General features: G+C 44.4%; 11 protein-coding genes. 7 read left to right on the forward strand and 4 right to left on the reverse strand.

The annotated features are described in order from the left end of the window. Nucleotides 1-46 precede the first annotated feature (46 nt). The gene (locus tag D0X99_RS17695; protein WP_119479194.1) at nucleotides 47-649 is read left to right on the forward strand and encodes an outer membrane beta-barrel protein; all 603 of its coding nucleotides are present in this window, start codon (nucleotides 47-49) and stop codon (nucleotides 647-649) included. Nucleotides 650-736: 87 nt separating this feature from the next. After that, entirely contained in the window at nucleotides 737-3,400 is a 2,664-nt protein-coding gene (locus tag D0X99_RS17700; RefSeq protein WP_119479195.1) for a PQQ-dependent sugar dehydrogenase, read from the forward strand. A gap of 134 nt (nucleotides 3,401-3,534) precedes the next feature. Here the strand turns inward: D0X99_RS17700 and D0X99_RS17705 are convergent, their stop codons facing one another. Continuing rightward, nucleotides 3,535-4,251, reverse strand: coding sequence for a hypothetical protein (locus tag D0X99_RS17705; protein ID WP_119479196.1), 717 nt, complete (start codon nucleotides 4,249-4,251; stop codon nucleotides 3,535-3,537). Nucleotides 4,252-4,494: 243 nt separating this feature from the next. On the opposite strand from D0X99_RS17705, the gene D0X99_RS17710 reads away from it, so the two are divergent. Further along, the gene (locus D0X99_RS17710; RefSeq protein ID WP_199708146.1) at nucleotides 4,495-4,950 is read left to right on the forward strand and encodes a hypothetical protein; all 456 of its coding nucleotides are present in this window, start codon (nucleotides 4,495-4,497) and stop codon (nucleotides 4,948-4,950) included. A 55-nt stretch (nucleotides 4,951-5,005) separates the two neighbouring features. Here D0X99_RS17710 and D0X99_RS17715 read toward each other — a convergent pair whose 3' ends face one another. Continuing rightward, complete coding sequence (locus tag D0X99_RS17715) at nucleotides 5,006-5,524, reverse strand: hypothetical protein (RefSeq protein WP_119479197.1); 519 nt, start codon at nucleotides 5,522-5,524, stop codon at nucleotides 5,006-5,008. Nucleotides 5,525-5,708: 184 nt separating this feature from the next. Here D0X99_RS17715 and D0X99_RS17720 point away from each other — a divergent pair, with 184 nt between their 5' ends. Further along, nucleotides 5,709-6,866 (forward strand): aminotransferase class V-fold PLP-dependent enzyme, encoded by a 1,158-nt coding sequence (locus D0X99_RS17720; protein WP_119479198.1) that lies wholly within the window; start codon nucleotides 5,709-5,711, stop codon nucleotides 6,864-6,866. Here D0X99_RS17720 and D0X99_RS17725 read toward each other — a convergent pair. Further along, nucleotides 6,852-8,138, reverse strand: coding sequence for a sensor histidine kinase (locus D0X99_RS17725; RefSeq protein WP_233553754.1), 1,287 nt, complete (start codon nucleotides 8,136-8,138; stop codon nucleotides 6,852-6,854). The two genes, D0X99_RS17720 and D0X99_RS17725, sit on opposite strands and share 15 nt — an antisense overlap. A 55-nt stretch (nucleotides 8,139-8,193) precedes the next feature. Then, nucleotides 8,194-9,582 (reverse strand): sigma-54-dependent transcriptional regulator, encoded by a 1,389-nt coding sequence (locus D0X99_RS17730; protein WP_119479253.1) that lies wholly within the window; start codon nucleotides 9,580-9,582, stop codon nucleotides 8,194-8,196. Between the two features lie 328 nt (nucleotides 9,583-9,910). On the opposite strand from D0X99_RS17730, the gene D0X99_RS17740 reads away from it, so the two are divergent. The 3 genes from D0X99_RS17740 (at nucleotide 9,911) to D0X99_RS17750 (ending at nucleotide 14,504) form a co-directional block, all read left to right on the forward strand. After that, the gene (locus D0X99_RS17740) at nucleotides 9,911-11,164 is read left to right on the forward strand and encodes an efflux RND transporter periplasmic adaptor subunit (protein WP_119479201.1); all 1,254 of its coding nucleotides are present in this window, start codon (nucleotides 9,911-9,913) and stop codon (nucleotides 11,162-11,164) included. 176 nt (nucleotides 11,165-11,340) lie between these two features. Then, complete coding sequence (locus D0X99_RS17745) at nucleotides 11,341-12,039, forward strand: ABC transporter ATP-binding protein (RefSeq protein ID WP_119479202.1); 699 nt, start codon at nucleotides 11,341-11,343, stop codon at nucleotides 12,037-12,039. A gap of 104 nt (nucleotides 12,040-12,143) precedes the next feature. Then, on the forward strand, nucleotides 12,144-14,504 hold the full coding sequence (locus tag D0X99_RS17750; protein ID WP_119479203.1) for an ABC transporter permease: 2,361 nt from the start codon (nucleotides 12,144-12,146) through the stop codon (nucleotides 14,502-14,504). Nucleotides 14,505-14,557: the final 53 nt, after the last annotated feature.

Consider the following 14,557-nt stretch of genomic DNA (forward strand, 5'->3'; position numbering starts at 1 on the left):
CATTCTGAATGTTTACTTCGACAAAGTCCCCAAAAAGAACTAGAAAATGATCAACCTGAAAAAAATCCTTTCTCTTCTCGTTTTTGCTTTGCTCATGTCTTTTTACAGTCAAGCGCAGCAGGGTTCAGGTTTTGGGGTCAAAGGAGGATTGAATTACAACACGAGCGGCAAGTATTTCAAAGATGCTGGCCAGATTTTAACCGCTCCCGGAGAAAACATGGGTTACCATTTGGGTGTGTTTTACAAAATGACCAGTTACGATATTTCCCTTCGTCCGGAGTTGATTTTCACCAATACCCAGTTTGAGACGGATCTGGGATCAGTTCGGTATCAGAAAATGGACCTGCCGGTCTTGGTCGGTTTTCGCTTGTTCAAAGTGATAGGATTTAGCATTGGACCATCTCTGCACTACACCCTGAAGGAAGAGTTTTCAATTCCGGAGAATTTTGAGGAATCAGAGCCTTTTGGCTTGGGATTCCAAATGGGTTTGGGAGTTAATCTTGGCCCGGTGGGTTTGGATCTTCGTTTTGAGCGGGAGTTGAACGATCGCAAATACACCTTTGAAAATGTTCTCGGAAAAGAAGATTTCAAAAATCAACAGCTCATTCTCGGACTTTCTTTTATGATTCCTTCAAAGAAGGATAAGTAACCCGTTTTTAAGCATCTCAAATAATTTTGGCTTAAGGTTTTCCATCTATTCTTTATCTTGATCGATCCAAAAAAATCGGTAAGGTCTATGAAAAAGAATTGGTTGGCACTGGGGCTGCTGGGATTAATGCTGGGGAGTTGTGCCAAAGAAGAGGTGGATCCATTTGCTACTGTCCGTCCGGAAGAAAGCAGATTTACAAAAGTTACCTTGGTGGAAAAGCTCAACGAGCCCATGGAGCTCGAAGTCCTGGATAACCTGGACGTGCTTTTTATCGAGCGGGGCGGAAAACTTAGGAAATACTTGGCCGGAACCGGTGAAATCGAGGAAATCGGATTTTTGGATGTCTATTCCCAAGCCGAAGATGGATTGCTTGGTTTGGCTAAGGATCCCAAATTCAATGAAAATCAGTGGATTTACTTATACTACTCGCCAGCAGGAGAAAAGGAGATAAATCGCCTATCCAGATTTACTTTGGTTGACGGCTTGCTAGACAAATCCACCGAGAAAATCATGCTTGAAGTTCCTGTTTTTAGAGGCTGTTGCCATTCGGGAGGTTCGATCGAGTTTGATGCCAAAGGAAATTTGTTTTTGAGTTTAGGAGACGATACGACTCCATTCGAGTCGGATAGTTACAATCCCATTGATGAGAGATCCGGTCGTCCTGCCAACGTAGACGCGCAGAAAACTTCGGGAAATTCCAATGACCTCAGAGGCTCTATCCTTCGGATAACACCGCAGCCTGACGGTACTTACACCATTCCAGAAGGGAATCTTTTTCCCGTTGGTACTCCCAATACCCGACCTGAAATCTATGTGAAAGGAAACCGAAATCCCTTCCGAATCGCTGTCGACCAGCGAAATGGTAATCTGTTTTGGGGGGAAGTGGGCCCTGATGCTTCAATTGACAGCCTAAAGCGAGGACCGAAAGGACATGATGAATTTAATTTGGCCACCAAACCGGGATTTTTCGGTTGGCCGTATTTTGTGGGAAACAATAAGCCCTATTGGAAATATGATTTTGAAAAGCAGGAAAGTCTGTTTGAGTTTGATCCTGCTGCTCCTAAAAACACTTCGCCAAACAGCACCGGCATAGAGATTTTGCCTCCAGCTACTCCAGCCTTAATTTGGTATCCTTATGATGAATCCAAGGAATTCCCAATGCTTGGTACCGGAGGCAGAAATGCGATGGCGGGTCCGGTCTACTATCGAAGTGACTATGAAAAATCAGATGTACGCTTCCCTGGATATTTTGACGGCAAGGTGTTTTTCTACGATTGGATGAGAAACTGGATTTTCACAGTCAAGCTGACGGAAGATTTTCATTACGATACTATGGAGCGTTTTATGCCTTCGACTGTGTTTGAAAAACCGGTAGACATGCAGTTTGCGAAGGATGGGTCGCTTTATATTCTGGAGTACGGGACATTTTGGAGTTCCCAGAATGATGATTCGGGAATTTACCGGATTGAATTTGCCTCGGGAAACCGAAAACCTCAGGTAAAAGCCAGTGCCGATAAACTACTGGGAGCAGCACCGTTGAAGGTGAAGTTTTCTTCCGATGGAACTCAGGATTTTGATCCGGGAGATCAATTGACCTATTCTTGGGATTTTGGAAATGGACAAAAAAGCTCGGATCCGAATCCTGAAATAACTTTTGATAGGCCTGGGGCATATTCGGTGAAACTGACCGTGACGGATAAAGAAGGCGCCAAATCAGAGGCTTTGTTGGAAGTCAAAGTTGGAAATGAGGCCCCATCAGTGCAGATCAAGTGGGATGGAAACAAGAGTTTTTATTTTGGGCAAGAATCGATAGCCTATGAGGTCAAAGTTGCTGATGCCGAGGATGGTCAGATTGACGAATCAAAGGTGAATTTCTCCATCGATTACCTTCAGGGAGGTTTTGACCTGATTCAGGTAGGACATCAACAGGACAAACCGGTCAGCCCGGGAGAAAATTACATCACCCAAGCCGGTTGTAAAGCTTGCCATGCCATTGAAAAGGAGTCAGTTGGTCCGAATTACACGGCTGTTTCCGAAAAGTATAAGACTCAGCCTGATGCTAAAACCTACCTAATTGAAAAGATTACCAAAGGAGGGGGAGGAATATGGGGTGAGCGGGTCATGCCGGGCCATCCACATTTGGAAGCTTCCCAAGTGGAATCCATGGTTGATTTCATCCTTTCCATCGCAAACCCGGATGTCAATACTCGAAAAATACCATTATCCGGAACTTACAATTTGGAGAAAGTTTCGGATGCAGATGGGTATTACCTGATTCAGGCTGGATATCGGGATAAAGGGGCAAATGGAATCCCTTCCCTACAGACAAATGCTTCGCTGACGTTAAGAAACAGTCTCGTGCGAGCCTCTTCTGCCAACATGCTTAAGGATGTGGCCAAAGCAAATGGACCACAGTTCCAGTTTGTTCGCTTTACATCGGCAGGCGCATGGATCCGGTTTGACCAACTGGATTTGAGTGGCCTGAAAGAACTGGAGCTTGCACTCAATCCCGGAAATACCAAAGGAAAGCTTGAAATCCGAATTGGAAGTCCGGAGGGGCAACTTATCGGGGAAACCAAAGTCCTGAGTAAAGACGATCGTCCGGCAAATTTGGAGGGACAGTTTTTCCCGATAAAAGTTGGGTTGAATTCCACATCGGATTTTCAAAATGTATATCTGGTGTTTGTTCCGGAAGGGGAGGTGTCCATCTGGAACACCTTTAATTTAAACACGCTAAAGTTTAACCGATGATAAGAAAAAAGGCCGAATTCATTCTGATTCAGGCCTTTTTTCATGCTTAAGTCGGTTTTCTGTTTTGTGCCGGGGGCAAAAAAAATGCCTTTTTCCGACAGGAACAGTTTCATCTCATCCTTTAAATTCAATAATCATCGAATAAGAAATCCAGCCTGTACCATGACCATGGAGGTCTGAGTTCGGCCAGTATCATAGGTGATAAATCCTTCCTGGTCTACCTCAATGCTTCCGCGCTTCACATAATTGACTCGGTCACCGTATTGATACATGATTTTCATGAAAAAGCTGCCAGTTGCCTGCATTGCATCCGATTTTAGTTTCCTTTTGAAGAATCCCAATCCTACCCCATATCCAATTCCTTCGTAATTGGTGGAAAGCAGACTCTCCACATACTCCTGATCCAAAAGTGTGTCCACTAAGTCGTTATCTATTTTCGTCTTGGTGTTGAGGATTTTCATTCCAATAAATCCATCAATAAAGGGAATGATCCCTTCCTCCTTGTTGCTCAACATAGCCCGGATCATAGGACCCACATTGAAGTAATTGAAAGAGGTTTTAAGCTGGGGTAAATACACCGATTCGGGAGTTTTGTCTGTTCCCAAATTCATGTAATTGCTTTCAAAACCGATCAGAACCGGGGAATAAATCCCACCCTTTTTGGGATTGATCAAAAGGTTTAATCCTCCTCCCCAACCAGTTCCTCCAAAGGAATTATTGACGGTCTCTCTGAATTCTCCGACCGGAAGTCCAATATTTCCATGGATTCCGAAATGGGCTTTATCTCCCGTCTGGGCCCTAACCGCCGAAATGGAAATCAAAAAAAACAAAAAGGCTATTTGCTTCTTCATGACTTGGTCTTTATAAAAGTTTAGAACAAGATTCTAAAAAAGCTTCTACGGAATGGAATTGAAATTCGTTAAACCGGACAAATTTTTTTGCAATTATTCCTATTTGAACTCAGTATGTCCGGGAAATAAAGCCGGAAATTCCATGATCAAAATCAGCAGTGTTATTGATGGTAATGGGCTTTTTCCAACCTGAAAATCACAAAATTGTACCGTCTAAAAATGTTACTTCAACTCAATTTTCAGATGGAAAATCTTCGAACAAGAATTCTACAAACGGCATTAATCCTTTTGGTTTTTGCAATTGGTGGATGTGAAGACGAATCGAACTCCACGCAATCCGAAATAAACCAGATTACCGAAGACATGACTTCAGGAACTTGGAAAATCACTGAGTTTATTGACTCGGGAGATGACGACACCTCTGACTTCACAGGGTACCTGTTTACTTTCAACTCCTCTGGAAGTTTGGTGGCAACCAAGGGTTCAACGACCTACACCGGTAACTGGTCTGTGACCGAGGATAGTGGAGATGACAGTCCTGATGACCTGGATTTCAATATTTTCTTCAACCTAACCAATCAATTCGAGGACCTAAACGATGATTGGGATATAGTTACCCATACCTCAACCAAGATTCAGTTGATCGATGTTAGCGGTGGCAACGGGGGAACGGACAATTTGACTTTTGAAAAAAATTGAATTTGGAAATCAATGATGGAAGGCTGTTTAATCCTGTTTTACGTCTCAAGATAAATCAGCCTTCTACCCACTTAGAGAAGTAACTTTTCAGTTTTTTAGCCTCCTCATCGTCTACACTTTTGTCCTCTAACACTGACTGAATAATTCCAAAAAGTTCACTAAAAGGGGGAGTATTCTTAAGGGATGAGTTCTTTTCCAACCATTGGTTGAGACGGTACATCTCATAGGTATTGATGTCTCCGCTGGCCAAAATTCCTTTGAAGATTCCGTTGAGAAAATAAAGCTTTCCATCTTCCTCACTTAGCGCATCCATTTCATCCAAAAACTGATTTAGGATCATTTTTATTTCTTCAATTTCTTCGGAATTGATTTTGCCGTCGTCGATGATTGGCTTGATTCTGCTGTGAAGTTTTTGAAATTCATCCTGTTCGCAAAGTGGCTCGAATTCGCCGCACCAGCTTTTCAGGGCCAGGTATTCATTGCGATCCACGATTCCATCCAGTGAAATTCCATAAATCAATCCGGCCAATTGAAAAGCCGCTTTTTTGGTTTCGGAGATGTTTGGGGTATTCATTATCTGATTTTAAATAAAAATTTAGAAGTCGCGTTTGGGGAAATAGACCATAAAAAGGTACTAATTTTCTCCAGAAAAAATGACACTAAAGCACTGAAGAAAGCATTAATACAGCAGGTTAAGAGCCGTGATTTTTGGACTCTTTCCCAAAATTTGTTATTTGCTCTAAACCCGAATACAAAAAATGTTAACCTCCCAAAAACACCTTTTTTCGCTCGATCCTGAGATTACCTATCTGAACAATGCTTATCGGGGCCCCATGCTCAAATCCTCCGAGGAAGCCGCGCTTGAGGATCTTGAAAAAATGAGAAATCCACATCTCTTAAGGCCCGAAGACTTTTTCTCCGGTGTGGAAGTGGTCAAGACGCTTTTTGGTAAATTGGTAAACTGTCCGCCAATTCAGGTGGCTGTGATTCCTTCCACTTCGTATGGCTTTGCCTGTGTACTGAATAACTGGAATCCCGGCAAGCGGAAAAAGGCGATCACCGTGACAGATGAATTTCCCAGTGGATATTTTTCCCTTCAACGATGGGCAGATGAGCACGATTCCACCTTGGTTGCTATCGGACCGGAACTGAGTAGCGGAGAAATAGGAAAAAGCTGGAATGATAGAATTCTCAATGAAATTGACGGGAATACCGGAGTAGTTCTGATTTCCAGTGTCCATTGGATGAATGGGGTGAGGTTTGACCTGAAACAAATCGGGCAACGCTGCCGGGAAGTGGGGGCTTGCTTTGTGGTGGATGGCACCCAATCTGTCGGAGCTATGCCCATTGATGTGATCGAATGCCAAGTCGATGCACTGATCTGTGCCACTTACAAATGGCTGTTGGGACCTTATTCAGTAGCAATGGCCTATTTCAGTGAGCGTTTCAATTCCGGAAAGCCTTTGGAAGAATCCTGGATGAACCGGACTTCATCCCACAATTTTTCTGCCTTGACCAATTATCAACCGGGATTTTTGCCGGGAGCCAACCGGTACAGCGTGGGTGAGACCAGTCACTTTATTCTTTTGCCTATCCTTGAAAAAGCACTATTGCAGCTGTTGGAATGGAATCCGACTCGCATTCAGGAATATGCCGGAGCATTGAAAAACTCACTTGTGGACTTTCAAAACCAACAAAACCTGCCATTGGAAGTAAATGCTTTCATCTCCAACCACCTGTTTTCCCTTCCAATTTCAGAAGGGCAGGACTTGAACGAGGTGAAGCGCATTTTGGAAAAAGAACGCATTTCGGTTTCAGTCCGTGGTTCCTCTCTTCGCGTTTCAATCAACGTCTTTAATGAACAGAAAGACTTGGATCACTTAATCGGAGTATTAGGTTCTTTACCTAAAGCTTAGCGTAAAAACTGTCCTTTCGTTGGGCACCGAACTCACCTGCAAGCTGCCTCGATGGAGGTTCATGATTTGCCGGGAAATGGCCAACCCAATGCCTGAACCAGTTCTTTTGGTGGTGTAGAACGGTACAAAAATACGCTCTTGAGCCTCAGGGATGATTCCAGGTCCGTGATCTTCCACTTGGATCAGGGTTCCCATGTCACCCTGTCCCAAAGCCTTTAGACAAATGGTTCGGTCTGCTTGATTTTGAATGGATTCACTGGCATTTTTTACCAGATTTATCAGGATCATGGTGATCTGATCGGGGTCACAAAGTACTTCAAGATCCTGTGGAATTATTTCAGTCTGGACATCCACTTTGCTGGCTTTGAGTTCTTCCCGCATTAGACCAAGGACCTGTTCAAATAGGATTTTGACAGATACCAGTTCTTTCTTTGGTTCGGGGATACTGGTATAGTCCCGGTATGCGTTGACAAAGTTGACCAAACCTTTACTTCGGTTGGCAATGGTGTCCAGGCCCTCCTGGATATCCTGAAATCCATCTTTTTTTATCAGAAAACCCTCTTGCTGCACGTAACTGTCCTCGTCCAGAATGGTGCGAAGCGATTCCACCAAGCTGGAAATCGGCGTGATGGAGTTCATGATTTCGTGCCGGAGTACTTTGGTCAGGTTTTGCCAGGCTTCCAGCTCATTGGATTGGAGTTCTGCATTGATGTTTTGTAGGGAAAGGAGGGTCCAACTTTGTCCGCCCATTTTCAGGGAAGCAGATTGAATGATAAGGTGAAGGCCATTATTGACCTTGAAAGAAATCCTTTGCCCTGGTTTCAGTTCGATGACTTCCTTCAGGAGTTTGGTAGAAAGCTTTCCTAAATCCTTGATGTCCCGAAACTGAGGAATCTGCAGGAGATGCTTTGCGGCATTGTTGATTACTCCAATTTTTCCCTCTGAGTTGAAGGAAATGATTCCTGTATTGATGTGCTGTATGATGACTTGCAGAAAAAGCATCTGCTCTTCCTTCTCAGCCCGGGTTTGCTTGAAAACATCCATTACTTCATTGAATGCTTTGTTCACCTCCCGAAACGATCCTCCCATTTTGCTGTCTGAGGTAAAAGAGGAGGAAAAATCCAAAAACCGGATTGAGTCCAGAAAACGGGCAAGTTTATGATTGATAGAATTGACGTAGTAAATCATTTCCCCAGCCAGCACCACCACGATCAACCCCAGAATGGTGGGGGCCAGCCAAAGATTCTGAGCATAAAACAGCCAGATACCCAAGTATAGGCAAATTATGATCAGACAGATTCGGACCGTTATCCCGATCGAAAACCTCTTATAGACCATATTTTTCAAGTCTGCGGTACAGCGAAGATCGGGTCAAGCCCAGTTCATCCGCTGCCCGGGTAATGTGTCCGTTATGCTTCTGAAGAGCTTTTCTGATCAGAATCCGCTCCACATCTTCGATATTCAGATGCTCGAGACTGACCGATTCCTCTTTTTGTTCGGGTTGCCCCATTTTCTGAAGGAAAAGATCCTCCGGCTGCAGGACATTGTGATTGCTCATGATAACAGCCCGCTCGATGCTGTGCTGCAGTTCACGGATATTTCCTGGCCAATGGTATTTCATCATCCGTTTCACCAAAGGCTCTGAGGCCTTGCGGATATCTTTGTTGTATTTTTTGGAATAGTAGGCGATAAAATGGTCTGCCAGCAGCGGAATATCGTCCACTCGTTCACGCAGGGGAGGAAGCTGGATTTCGATTGTATTGATCCGGTAAAGTAAATCCTGGCGGAAAGAATTGTCATAAACCATGTTGTGAATAGGCATATTGGTAGCCGAGATCAGGCGGATATTCACGTCCACCGGACGATTTGCCCCAACTCGGGTGACTTGGCGGTTTTGAAGGGCTGCCAGTAGTTTTGCCTGTAAAGGAAGGGGAAGGTTTCCGATTTCATCCAAAAAAAGCGTGCCCTTGTGCGCTTGTTCAAACCGGCCTGCACGATCTTCTTTTGCGTCGGTAAAAGCTCCTTTTTTGTGACCAAAGAGCTCCGATTCAAACAGTGTTGACGTAATCGAACCCAAATCCACTCCCACGAAAGCCTCCCGGTTTCTTCGTGAATGACGGTGAATGGCCCGGGCGATCAGTTCTTTCCCGGTTCCGTTTTCTCCCAAAATCAAGACATTGGCATCGGTAGCCGCCACACGTTCGATGGTTTCGAAGACCTTTTGCATCGTGGCACTTTGACCGATGATGTCTTTGAACTTGTTGTCAATGTCCTGTTGCAGGGTTTGCTTTTGATCTTTGAGCAGGTTGACTTCGAGTTTTTTCTGTCGAAGTTGGAGGGCTGAGTTCAACGTCGCCAGGAGCCGCTCATTTTCCCAAGGCTTCAGCACAAAGTCCGTTGCACCTTCCTTAATGGCTTTCACAGCCAGATTCACATCCCCATATGCTGTGATTAATACCACCACCGCAGATGGGTCCAATTCCAAAATCCGGTCCAGCCAATAGAACCCTTCCTGTCCGGAACTCACATCCTTGGTGAAATTCATATCCAGCAAGATCACATCGTAGTTTTCGTTGTGGGTAAGGATGGGGAGGAGATCAGGGTTGGTCTCGGTGTCAACTTGGGCAAAATGTCGTTTAAGAAAAATCTTTGCTGCCTTCAGCAAGTCTTCGTTGTCATCCACAATCAGGATTTTTCCGATTCGTTGATCATTCATCATAAAAGAGAGTTAAAATGGTTTTTGCAGTGAATTCAAACCTGTACCTGCTTGTTCCAAAAGTTTGCCGAATTTTTTTTAGCTTGGAAATAAGCTTAAAAGTGCCATTTTCGGACGATTTTGGCCGATTTTGGATTCTTCTCTTCAAGGTAAAAGTTACAAAATATAATCACGCTTTGATTCATTTTTGTTCGCCAGCGAACAAAAATGTTCGAGACTCGAGATTTCCATTTTCCGCAAATACTGATTTTGAGCTTGCAGGGGCTATTTTTTGCATGGCACAGCCTTTGGCACATAGAGGACAAGCCCAAGAGGGCATTTTCGCACAATGGACAAGAAAATAGAAAAGAAAACCTGGACTCCTCAAAAGATCGCTGCCATTCTGGGCGGTGCGATATTACTGGGGGGAATTGTTTACCAAATCGGTTTTGCAGACCACCGATCCACAATGAATGTGGAGCAGGACAGATTAAGTATTGGAACGGTCAGTACCGGTGAATTTACCGATTACATCCTAGTCTCAGGTCAGATTGAGCCCGCTCGCACCGTTTATCTGGATGCGATTGAAGGGGGCGTGGTCAATCAGGTGATCAGGGAGTCAGGAACCTTGCTGAAAAAAGGGGATACCATCCTCGTATTGAACAACTCCAATCTTCAACTCGATGTCATGCAGCGTGAGACAATGTTGTATGAGCAAATCAACAATCTCCGTCAGACCCGACTTCTTTTGGATCAAAATGATCTGAATCAACAGGGCCAATTGGCTGAAATAGACTATCAGATCAGCCTGCTGGAACCTCAATACAAGCGATTCAAAGAGCTTCATGCCAAGAAATTGGTTTCTGACAGGGAATTCGAAGAAGTCAAAGAACAGTATGAATATAACGTCAAGCGCAGAAAGCTGACTTATGCATCATATCGCAACGACTCGATCGCCCGTTCCATTCAGCTTAACCAGCTGAAGCTTTCCGAAAGCCGAATGAATGCCTCTCTTACCGGGGTAGGAAATATTCTGGACAACTTGGTCATCACTGCTCCGATAGCTGGTCAGTTGGCAACTCCCGTGCAGCTGGAAATCGGTCAGGCAATCAATCCGGGTCAGCGCTATGGACAGATTGATATGTTGGATGAATTTAAAGTTCGGGTACCGATTGACGAACTCTACCTTCCCCGAATCAGTCAGGGTTTAAGAGGGAAGTTTACCCTTAGCGGCAAGGATTACGAACTGGAGATTACCAAAATCTATCCCACGATAGCCAATGGGCGATTTGAAGTGGATATGGCCTTTACCGGTGAAAGTCCGGAGGGAATTCGAAGAGGACAGAGCGTCCGCATCCGATTGGAGTTGGGGCAAAGCGAACAGAGCTTGTTGTTACCAACGGGAGGTTTCTTCAAGGACACTGGTGGAAATTGGGTCTTTGTTCTGAATCCAACTACCGGAAATGCAGAAAAGCGAACCATCCGCTTGGGTAGAAAAAATCCTGAATTCTACGAAGTCCTCGAAGGCTTGGTCGAAGGAGAAAAAGTCATCATCAGCGGCTATGAGAACTTTGGGGATAACGAAGTGCTGGAAATGAAGTGAAGTCGGATGTTTGATTTCATGGGATTTAAAAATCCCAGATTTGAAATCTAAACTGATTGAATTTGAATAAATTAAATAATTGAAAACCAATTAAATAAAAAACATAAATCAACTTGTGGTCGAAGACTTCCGGCTTAAAAAAATCCGAAATCTGAGATCCGAAATCCAAAATCAAAATGGTCAACGTTATCAAAACCGTAAATCTTCGGAAGCTTTATTCTACTGAAGAAGTTGAAACTACCGCGCTGGATGGAATCCAGATCGAGATCAAAAAAGGCGAATTTGTCGCCATCATGGGCCCATCAGGATGTGGTAAATCCACCTTGCTGAATATTATCGGCCTTCTGGACAATCCTGACGGAGGTGAATATTATTTCCTTGATCAGGAGGTGGCTAAATTCTCAGAGCGTCAGCGTTCTGCCCTGAGAAAAGGAAATATTGGCTTCGTCTTCCAGTCTTTTAACCTTATTGACGAACTCACAGTATTCGAAAACGTAGAGCTTCCGCTCCTTTACTTAAAAATTCCTGCAGATGAGCGTAAGAAAAAAGTAGAGGAAGTATTGACCCGCATGAACATCATGCACCGTCGAAACCACTTTCCTCAGCAGTTGTCAGGTGGTCAGCAGCAGCGTGTGGCGATTGCCCGGGCGATTGTAGCGAAGCCATCCGTGATCCTCGCCGATGAACCTACCGGTAATCTGGATTCGACTAATGGTGAGGAAGTGATGCGTCTTTTGGAAGAATTGAACAACGAGGGAACTACCATCGTGATGGTGACGCACTCTCCCCATGACGCCAACTACGCCCATCGCGTGATCAACCTCTTTGACGGCAAAGTGGTGACGGAGAATATCCGTGAGCAGTTTCATGTGTAATGCTGGTTGATTGATGACGGATGACCGATGTATGCTTCGGTCATCCAGCATCCGTCATCCGACATTTTTTTACCTCTCACTCTCCCAACTTCCTCCTCCTCTTCATGCTCCGCCACTATTTCCTACTTGCATTTCGAAATTTTCAAAAATTCAAATCCATCTTTCTCATCAACCTGTTGGGACTGACTATAGGGTTGACGACGGTGGTACTGATAGGAGTCTGGGTAAAAGATGAGCTCAGTATCAATCGCTACCATACAAATTCAGATCGGATCTACACCGTGCTGACCAATCACGACAACGCCGGCGGTATTGTCACTTGGTCGGTCACTCCGGCACAAATGGCCGAATCGATGAAAGCAGAACTGCCCCAAGTAGAGATGGCAGCCGGAGTTTCTCCTTTTATCTCAGGAGTAGTCTTGGAATCAGCAGGAGAAAAACTGACAGCTGATGGCTTATTTGTGGATCAGGAATACCTTGATATGTTTAGCCATGAATTTTTGGTCGGAAATAAGTCCAAGGCCCTGACCGGAATAAATTCAGTGACACTGTCCGAAACCTTGGCTAAGAACCTCTTTGGATCAGCTGAAAATGCGATCGGAAAGTCCCTCAAATGGCAGGTGTTTGATTTCAAAAATGAAGTTGAGGTCACTGGAGTGTACCGGGATTTTGGTTCGCTTGATGTCGAAAAGCCCCAGTTTATGCTTGCTTTCCCTTATTTCAAGGCAATGCTCGGAGATGGGGCCCATTGGGACAATTTCAATGCCTCCACCTATGTGTTGCTCGAAGAGGGAACTGATGAGGAGGCATTCAATCTTCAGATTGCCGGTTTTATAAAAGCAAAAAGGCCCACTTCCAATGTGACTCCCTTTGTTCAGCTTTATGGTGACACCTATCTGCACGGAACCTATGAGGGGGGGAAGGTTGCCGGAGGAAGAATCAACTATGTCTGGATATTTTCAGGGGTAGCCCTGTTCATTTTGTTGATTGCCTGCATCAATTTCATGAACCTGACCACTGCCAGGTCACTGGCAAGATCAAAGGAAATCGGTGTTAAAAAATCCATGGGTGCCAGCAAAGGAGGGATTTTTGGACAGTTTATGGTAGAGTCTCTTTTGTTGGTTTTTTTGGCTTTGATGATTTCACTGGTTGCTGTTTTTATCCTTCAACCTGTATTTAATCAAGTCACAGGAAAGCAACTTAGCCTGGAATTTGGATTGACAGAGGTCATTCTATTTACCGGAATCTGGATTTTTACCGGATTGTTGGCTGGAATTTATCCATCGCTTTACCTGTCCAGGTTTAGGCCGGTTCAAATCATGAAAATTAACCTGAAAGGGAACCCAGGCGAGCTTATGGCAAGAAAGGGCTTGGTGGTTTTTCAGTTTGCGATTTCGATGCTTTTGATCATCGGGGTACTAGTGATCGGTAAGCAGATGAATTTCATTCAGAATCAAAACTTGGGCTATGATCAGTCCCACCTCCTTCAGATCCCTTCGGAATCCATTTCCCAATCCCAATTGCCTGTTTTATTGGAGCAAATCAAGGCTGTGCCGGGAGTGGAAAACGCATCAAGTCTCAACCATCCGCTGATTGGTCTGGAAAGTTCCACGATCGGACTAAGCTGGGAAGGCAAGAGTCCTGAGGAGGAGGTGAAGTTTGAAAACATATCGGTCAATCTAGGGCTGATCGAAACAATGGGCTTTGAGATCCTGTCCGGAAGGACTTTTTCTCCGGATTTTGGAGAGGAAAACACAAAAATCATCCTCAACGAAGAAGCAGTTCGGGTGATCGGCTTTGAAAATCCAATAGGTCAAGTGGTCAATCTGTGGGGAAATGACATGGAAGTCATCGGCGTGATCAAAAATTTTCACTTTGAATCTTTAAAAGAAAAAGTAAAACCTGCCTTCATTAAGTATGATCCAAATTTTGCCCAAAACATCATGGTCAGGATTCAATCTGAAAATCAGCAGGAGACCCTAACCGCAATTACTGGCGTATTCCAGAATGTAGTCGGGCAGAAGGCATCCATCTTTTTCATGGATGAGGCGTATCAAACGCTCTACGACCAAGAGCAGAAGGTGTCAGCTCTTTCAAAATATTTCGGTGTGGTAGCCATTTTTCTATCCTGTCTGGGACTGTTTGGATTGGCTGCATTCACAGCTGAGAGCCGCAAAAAAGAAATCGGTGTACGAAAGGTTCTGGGAGCCTCCATTGGAAGTATACTCAGCTTGATTACGCGGGATTTTGTCCAGTTGGTTGCTATTTCAGTTCTATTAGCCCTTCCTATTGCCTGGTATTTTGCTGATTCCTGGCTTCAGACTTATGCGCTACAGACCAATCTAAGCTGGTGGATTTTTGCAGGTTCCGGAATCCTCTTGATGGTGATTGCAATGCTTACCGTCAGTTTTCAGGCTTTTCGTGCTGCTTCTTCCAATCCGGTGAATTCGCTTCGAAGCGAGTAGATAAATTTGATTTACCTCAAATGGCCGATTTCGAACAAAATTGTTCGCTACTT

Origin of the sequence: Algoriphagus lacus, assembly GCF_003583985.1 — a bacterium.
Taxonomy (GTDB): domain Bacteria; phylum Bacteroidota; class Bacteroidia; order Cytophagales; family Cyclobacteriaceae; genus Algoriphagus; species Algoriphagus lacus.

What these genes read in the sequence shown, in the direction of transcription:
- D0X99_RS17695 (WP_119479194.1), top strand. Translation starts at nt 47, where the DNA reads ATGATCAACCTGAAAAAAATCCTTTCTCTTCTCGTTTTTGCTTTGCTC.
- D0X99_RS17700 (WP_119479195.1), top strand. Translation starts at nt 737, where the DNA reads ATGAAAAAGAATTGGTTGGCACTGGGGCTGCTGGGATTAATGCTGGGG.
- D0X99_RS17705 (WP_119479196.1), bottom strand. Translation starts at nt 4,251, where the DNA reads ATGAAGAAGCAAATAGCCTTTTTGTTTTTTTTGATTTCCATTTCGGCG.
- D0X99_RS17710 (WP_199708146.1), top strand. Translation starts at nt 4,495, where the DNA reads ATGGAAAATCTTCGAACAAGAATTCTACAAACGGCATTAATCCTTTTG.
- D0X99_RS17715 (WP_119479197.1), bottom strand. Translation starts at nt 5,524, where the DNA reads ATGAATACCCCAAACATCTCCGAAACCAAAAAAGCGGCTTTTCAATTG.
- D0X99_RS17720 (WP_119479198.1), top strand. Translation starts at nt 5,709, where the DNA reads ATGTTAACCTCCCAAAAACACCTTTTTTCGCTCGATCCTGAGATTACC.
- D0X99_RS17730 (WP_119479253.1), bottom strand. Translation starts at nt 9,582, where the DNA reads ATGAATGATCAACGAATCGGAAAAATCCTGATTGTGGATGACAACGAA.
- D0X99_RS17740 (WP_119479201.1), top strand. Translation starts at nt 9,911, where the DNA reads ATGGACAAGAAAATAGAAAAGAAAACCTGGACTCCTCAAAAGATCGCT.
- D0X99_RS17745 (WP_119479202.1), top strand. Translation starts at nt 11,341, where the DNA reads ATGGTCAACGTTATCAAAACCGTAAATCTTCGGAAGCTTTATTCTACT.
- D0X99_RS17750 (WP_119479203.1), top strand. Translation starts at nt 12,144, where the DNA reads ATGCTCCGCCACTATTTCCTACTTGCATTTCGAAATTTTCAAAAATTC.